At 58.8% G+C, this 5,912-nt stretch carries 6 protein-coding genes and 2 pseudogenes; 4 read left to right on the forward strand and 4 right to left on the reverse strand.

Going from position 1 to position 5,912, the window contains the following annotated elements; translation table 11 throughout:
- Both dnaK and JWR14_RS12495 read left to right on the forward strand, forming a co-directional pair.
- Positions 1-206: pseudogene (dnaK, locus tag JWR14_RS12490) on the forward strand (molecular chaperone DnaK); the annotation flags it as partial.
- Positions 207-516: 310 nt separating this feature from the next.
- Positions 517-1,077 carry a DnaJ domain-containing protein gene (locus JWR14_RS12495; protein WP_299706703.1) on the forward strand — a complete coding sequence of 187 codons (561 nt, stop codon included), beginning with the start codon at positions 517-519 and terminating at the stop codon, positions 1,075-1,077.
- 1,326 nt (positions 1,078-2,403) lie between these two features.
- On the opposite strand, the pseudogene JWR14_RS12500 reads toward JWR14_RS12495, so the two are convergent.
- Positions 2,404-2,585, reverse strand: a pseudogene (locus JWR14_RS12500) (hypothetical protein); the annotation flags it as partial.
- Positions 2,586-3,129: 544 nt separating this feature from the next.
- Here JWR14_RS12500 and JWR14_RS12505 point away from each other — a divergent pair.
- Positions 3,130-3,642, forward strand: a complete 513-nt coding sequence (locus JWR14_RS12505) for a hypothetical protein (RefSeq protein WP_299706706.1) — start codon at positions 3,130-3,132, stop codon at positions 3,640-3,642.
- A gap of 145 nt (positions 3,643-3,787) precedes the next feature.
- Here JWR14_RS12505 and JWR14_RS12510 read toward each other — a convergent pair whose 3' ends face one another.
- Genes JWR14_RS12510 through JWR14_RS12520 form a run of 3 tightly spaced genes read right to left on the reverse strand, consistent with a single transcriptional unit; the run spans position 3,788 to position 5,345 of the window.
- Entirely contained in the window at positions 3,788-4,660 is an 873-nt protein-coding gene (locus JWR14_RS12510; protein ID WP_299706709.1) for a RecQ family zinc-binding domain-containing protein, read from the reverse strand.
- Entirely contained in the window at positions 4,657-5,046 is a 390-nt protein-coding gene (locus tag JWR14_RS12515) for a CHAD domain-containing protein (protein WP_299706712.1), read from the reverse strand. The genes JWR14_RS12510 and JWR14_RS12515 overlap by 4 nt, the downstream gene beginning before the upstream one ends.
- Complete coding sequence (locus JWR14_RS12520; protein WP_299706715.1) at positions 5,043-5,345, reverse strand: CHAD domain-containing protein; 303 nt, start codon at positions 5,343-5,345, stop codon at positions 5,043-5,045. Before JWR14_RS12520 ends, JWR14_RS12515 begins: the two co-directional genes overlap by 4 nt.
- Between JWR14_RS12520 and JWR14_RS12525 the strand changes: the two genes are divergently transcribed.
- The coding region (locus JWR14_RS12525) for a ParB-like protein (protein ID WP_299706718.1) at positions 5,337-5,912 on the forward strand (576 nt) is incomplete at its 3' end. The two genes, JWR14_RS12520 and JWR14_RS12525, sit on opposite strands and share 9 nt — an antisense overlap.

The following is a 5,912-nucleotide window of genomic DNA, read 5'->3' on the forward strand; positions in this document are numbered from 1 at the left end:
CCGCGATCGACGCGAAGATCGAAACGCTGGCAACGGCGTCGCAGAAACTCGGCGAAAAGATGTACGCCGACATGGCTGCAGCGCAAGGTGCGGCGGGCGCGGCAGCGGGTGGGGCGGGCGCAGCAGGCGGTCCGGGTGCGCAAGCGGCGCCGGAGCAGCACGACGATGTTGTCGATGCCGACTTCAAGGAAGTGAAGAAGGACTGACTCGACGCTGCGGCATAAGCCGCAGGACCGGTTCGTCTCATCAACGGGGAGTCGGCCTTGTGTGAAAGCAGGCGAGACTACTGCATGGCAATCTCGCTGGGGCGTCCGGTTGAGCAAAGGACACAGAAGGTACCTCGCGACTATATGGCTTACGAGGCAGGTTGTTTTTGGGGCGCTCCCATTTTCATGCGTGAACCACGAGCGCCCCCACAAATTTCAAACGTCGACTGACCCTATGCGTTTCGAGGCTCGAAGGATCCAGGAGGGCGCCGCGGCGCATCGTTTGATAGAGCGTGGCGGCTGAACCGATATGGCGAAACGGGATTTCTACGAGGTTTTGGACGTCGCGAAGAACGCGAGCGACGCTGAAATCAAGAAGGCATACCGCGGGCTGGCGATGAAGCATCACCCTGACCGCAATCCGGACAGCAAGGACGCGGAAAAGCGCTTCAAGGACGTCAAAGAGGCCTACGAGATGCTGTCGGATCCGCAAAAGTGCGCGGCCTACGACCAGTGCGGACATGCCGGCGTCGCTCCGAATATGGCCGGTGCGGGCCAGCCGGGTTTTGGCGTTTTGGCCGAGGATGGCCGCACGTTTTTCTTTGGGCTGGATGACCGACACGTCATCGACGGTGCACGCGGTGGCAATTCTGCGCGTTGGCTCAACCATTGCTGCCAGCCGAACTGCGAGGCAGAGCAAAAGGGGCGTCGTGTGTTTATCCGGGCACTCGCTGACATCATGACCGGCGAAGAGTTGTTCATTGACTATTTACTGGACGTCAAAGGCCGTCGCACGGCTGCCATCGAAAAGCTGCATGCGTGTCGATTCGGCGCGCTGCATTGCCGTGGAACGATGCTCGCTCCGCGGTAGGTCGGACGCGGCTTCCTGCTGTCTGTCCGCGCTAATCCCCGTTTCCATACGCGATTGCGAACCCCGGGCGTCGGCGGAAAGGCCTTACGCGTTTTCATACAAAGCCGTGTGGGCAAAAAACAGTGGCATTGCGATTGGCCTTAAGGCGATGCTACTGCCGCGGAGCCCACTCATGATTCAGTCGGTTCTCCTCGTATAACCGAGGCGCTTCGAGCGGCCGTTGTAGAGCAGGCACGACCGCCTCTTGTCGACCCGGAGCGGTCCGTCGGCACATGTAAACAGCAGTGACGCTTCGCAAAGTGAAGCGGACGTTCGTGGGCGACCTCCGACCGTTGGTCGGCCAAAACGGTCTTTGAGGTATGCAGCACCTCTGCATGCATTGTCGACCTCTTAGTCAACTTGACCAGTGAACAAGATGCTGCATTGTGTATCACGATGGACATACAAACGAATGCTGTCTGTCGGATTTGATTTAATTCGTGAGCGCAAAAAAGCCTGTATGTCATGAGGTTAATTTTGAAAAACCTACTTATCGCACAACCTTTTTTAGCCCTCTTGGATGCTCCGCACGCCCGTTGCGGCGCTACCGGATGAGGCGGCCTTGGTGTCCTGCTCCGTCACGTTCTTCGGGCTCGACGTTATCATGTTTGCTCCTAGTTATAAAAATTACCACCGGTCGACCGCGGCCTGATTGCGGAAGCCTCAGCTAACACGCTTTCCAACGTACTCGAGGTCAGCGTCTCCTTCGTCTACCAACGAAAACTCATTCGTTTCTCGGTCCAGCCGGCGATGAAACGCCGTCTGAAATACGCTTTGCGTTGCAGACCGATAGGTCACTACCCCAGCGAACATCAAGCTCCAGTACGACCGATAATCACAAGCCCGCGCGGGCGTTTCCAATGAGCGGTCAGTCGGCTGCTGCTCGACGACGCTCCACAACTCTGCTGACTCGACAAGTATCACGCCTATCACAAGGTCCGCTTTCGTCGGGTAACCCCAGCCGTGCCGTGGCAGCGAATGTTGCTGGCCGACAAGACCGCGTTTAAGTTCTACCAAGCAATCCACGACGCCCGCCACTGCGTGTCCGACGTTGGCCAAGCAGAAGCAGACGCTTGGCGGGTGAGTGCGCCGCAACACTGCCCGCTTGAGAATAAGCCTCGGTCGTTCAATGCATAGCACCGTTGTCATGCTGCTGACCCGTGCAAAGTAGCTGCGACCCGACGCGGCCAGAGCACGCACGCCGGCGATTCGAACGTATGATGCGGAGCCGGGCTGCGAATGGTCCACTCAGGTCCATCCGCGCCATTCGGCTTCTGAACCGAAAAAGGGCTCGAAGAGCTTTGCGCGAATAGCAAGCGCCATGAACCTGCCCACCAGAAACATCCTGAACAAGAACAAAAGATCGAAGTCCCGATGTCTTTATGGGTCGTCGCGAACAGCCAGCGCCGCCATCCATGCAGTGGCGGATGCAACGACAACGCGGGGCTCGAGTTCTCGGGTGTTGCAATGGTCGAGTTGGGCATTATTGGCTCCCGTGGCGTAACGGGATAGCACCGCTCGTGCCAACACGAAGCGGGCAAGTAAGCCGCGGAAGCGGAACACTGGTTGCCTCACCGGAGCCGGTCAGGCCGAGTAGGACCGGCTATGTCACGTAATGTCGTACCAACGAGGTCGACCAACCCGTCCGCTATGCGCGTGACGGAACTGCGACCATCCGGCTAAACGATGGGTATAGAAGCTGATCAAGCACACCCTTTCTCCCCCAAGCAATACGCATTCGCCAGCCTGCTGCTTTGGGTTGTTCGGCTCTTCGCGGCCGGATTCGTTGCCAGTTGCCGGCGTAGGCTGCGAAGGCCAGCTACATGCCGCCGCCGCTGCCATCCCTTTGAGGGCGTGCCATTTCGACCGGACACCAACGTTCAGCCAATGTGGCTTTGCCTGGATGTCGCGTGTCGTTTGTCCCTATCCGACAAAGAGGGATGTTCGTTGGCGGGCAGCGGCGATGACGGAGAACGTTCCTTGCGGGGCTGATATCCCCAACAGGAGAAAGCTATGAGAATCGTAAAAATGCTCGCCCGCGCGTTTGCGTCCGGCACAGGCGCAGCCGTCACGTCCGCCGCAGTCGCCTCGCGTGAAGCAGTGAAAAACGGAGCAAGCGCCGTCGCGCCGATCAACGCGGTCTCGCACTGCGTTTGGCCTGCCGAAGCGTTCCTCGACGAGCGGCCCAGCGCCCGGTTGACCGGTACCGGCGCTTTCATTTATTGGAGCGCAGGCATTTTCTGGGGAGCGTTATTTGAAACGCTGCTCGGCCGCCGTACATCGCCGGCGAGTATCATTCGAACCGCTGCGGTTACAGCGGTCGCTGCATACGTCGTGGACTATCACGTCGTTCCCGAAAGGGTTACGCCTGGTTTTGAGGCACACGTGGCACCGCGCTCATTCCTGCCGATCTATGCGGCTTTCGGCGCTGGTTTAGCCCTCGTCGCGCTTGCCAGAACGGGAGCCCTGAGCCGCGACCCGAGAGGGCGCGCACGTACGCTGCTGCGTCCGAGGCGAGGGCGATGAAATCTAGCGGTCGAGAAAGTGAAGCGACACGGTGTTTTGGAGTGGCAACAGCTGGTGGTCGGCGTCGATCTGGTCAACACGGAGAAACATTCCTTCTTGAGGCAACACCAGGCGCTCAGGAAATCGACGCAGCCCGCCCCTTCGTCTATCTGCCGCTTATTGTCGGCCTCAGATATCGCGAGATGAACGTGCGGGTCTGTCCGTCCGGAAAGGTCACTGCCACGCGTTCGCCGCTTGCAAGCGTCACCACACCTGCGCCATAACGGCGCACCGTTACTTCGTCACCCACCTGCCAGCTTTTTGCCTGTCGGACGGCCGACTGCTTGTTTTGCGTATCGTACTGCGCTTCGCGGATTTCGCGCGGGCCGGGTGTGATCGTTGGGGGATCGAGGCAGTTGTCACAGTTGCCGCAGACTCCACCGTCCAGTTCATCGCCAATGCTTGCGCAGGCATTGCCGCGACTACGCTCACTCGGTACCGCCCGCGACGTACCGATGCTCACCATCTGTGTGGTGAAGTAATCGAGAACGATCCGCCAGCGGCATTGGGCACTTTGCGCGTAGCCGATCATTCGTTCGAGGACGTCGCGGTCATTCTCGGCCATCGCCAAGTAGCGCTGTGCGGCTTCCCGCAGACGTTCATCCGCATGCTGTTCCGCGTTGCACGCCTGTAGCTTGACGGCGCCGCGGCGCGTGCGGCGCACCATGGCGATCTCGCGCATCAGCGAGAGTGCGGTTCGCAGTTTGTTCGTGCCGATATCGGGCAGCGCTTCGTGAAGCGCTTCTACCGGTTGCTCAATCGCTTGCCCGTCGTTTTCGGCAGCAAGGCGTCGCAAGGCAGCCGCAATGCGTAAGACTTGGTCGACCCCGGGATAGCGACCGCCCGGGAAAAATTGCTGGACTTGCTTATCCTCGAGTTCGAATAGCAGGATGCAATTTGCTGGCTCGCCGTCACGGCCCGCACGTCCGGCTTCCTGGTAGTGGGCCTCCAGACTACCGGGCATTTGGGCGTGAATCACAAAACGGATGTCCGGCTTCGGCGCCTCTGTTCTTTTTCCAGCGAGTGAAGGGCGTGTTCGGCGTTTGCGCAGCGCGGCAATGAAGCGCGACGCGCAGAAAGTAGCTCCTGGCTTGCGACGACATCGTTCAGTGCTCCAAACAGCTTTTGCAACCGCTTTAAATTCTTCAACATTTTGCGCCGCTTTTTGTCGAGAAGCGGCTCAAAAAAATCAATGAGGTAGCGCACTTTCTGACGAGCCTTACGCACACCGTGGTAAGAATTGTAGTCAGAGCTGTCGGCTTTGCGGCGTGGCGCATACGCCTTTTCAGTTGCTTTAGGGCTGCTTTCAATCGATTTCGCGCGAATTTCCGGAGCGACGTTCCGCCGGCGCGTTCTCCAATTCACGGTGGGCTTCGTTGACCGCTTCGTGAGGCGAGCTGTCTAACCGCGAGTTGCGCAGCGTCTCGGCGCTCTTTTTTGCAGTTTCGTTCCGGTCCTTTTTTTAGAGCGTCCACCAGTGGACCGTCGTTACCTTTCTGGAGAAGACTAATCAGTATGTCCCAGTCCCTCGTGTTGTCCGCTGCGTTGGCGAGCGACTTGAATAGCTCCCGCTGCTCATTGTCGAATTTTTCATTGAGGATTGGCCGATATGCCTTAGAGCAGTGTTCGCATTGGCGCGATGCGACGCGAAGTCTGTGAAGCATTTCGGCGTCCACGCCGCCCTCAAGAGCGGAAGCGTGTTCGAGCGATTCGGCGACAAGAGGATTGGCATAGGCCTCGAAGTTTGCTTCTGCCGGCGCTCCACGGTCGAAAGTGCGACTTATGCTGTTCATTGTTTCAATCGCTCCCTTCTTTCGGATGACAAATACCGCGCAAGGTCCATACCTTTAACCGACGTGCCGACCGTAATCGTGGGCGCGCCGTTTGCTTCCACCTCTTGGGACTTTAGACATCGTCAGTCGACGGGTTGCCGGGTCTTGGGGGTACACATGGAAAACAGTTCGCAGCCGGGGAAGGGTGTGCCGAACACCCAAGGTTCCCCGTCACGCTGGGTTCAGTGGGCCACGCTGCGTCCAACGCAGGGCGCGATTGGTTATGCCCAGGTGGAAGAAAAAAAGAGCAGCTATCGCGAACTAAAACCCGAAAAAAGGCGTTCGTTCGCTGAAGAACACGCCATCGCGGTCGTGCTTGGGCCCTCCGGCGCGCTGCATGTTGTCGACCATCATCATTGGGCGCGCGCTTGGTTTGACATGGGCTTCCCGGAGGCGCCA

Source organism: Caballeronia sp. (genome assembly GCF_028292365.1).
Classification (GTDB): Bacteria; Pseudomonadota; Gammaproteobacteria; order Burkholderiales; family Burkholderiaceae; genus Caballeronia.

Bases quoted from the DNA above. Each gene is read 5' to 3' on its own strand.
- JWR14_RS12495 (WP_299706703.1), top strand. From the start codon at position 517: ATGGCGAAACGGGATTTCTACGAGGTTTTGGACGTCGCGAAGAACGCG.
- JWR14_RS12505 (WP_299706706.1), top strand. From the start codon at position 3,130: ATGAGAATCGTAAAAATGCTCGCCCGCGCGTTTGCGTCCGGCACAGGC.
- JWR14_RS12520 (WP_299706715.1), bottom strand. From the start codon at position 5,345: ATGCTTCACAGACTTCGCGTCGCATCGCGCCAATGCGAACACTGCTCT.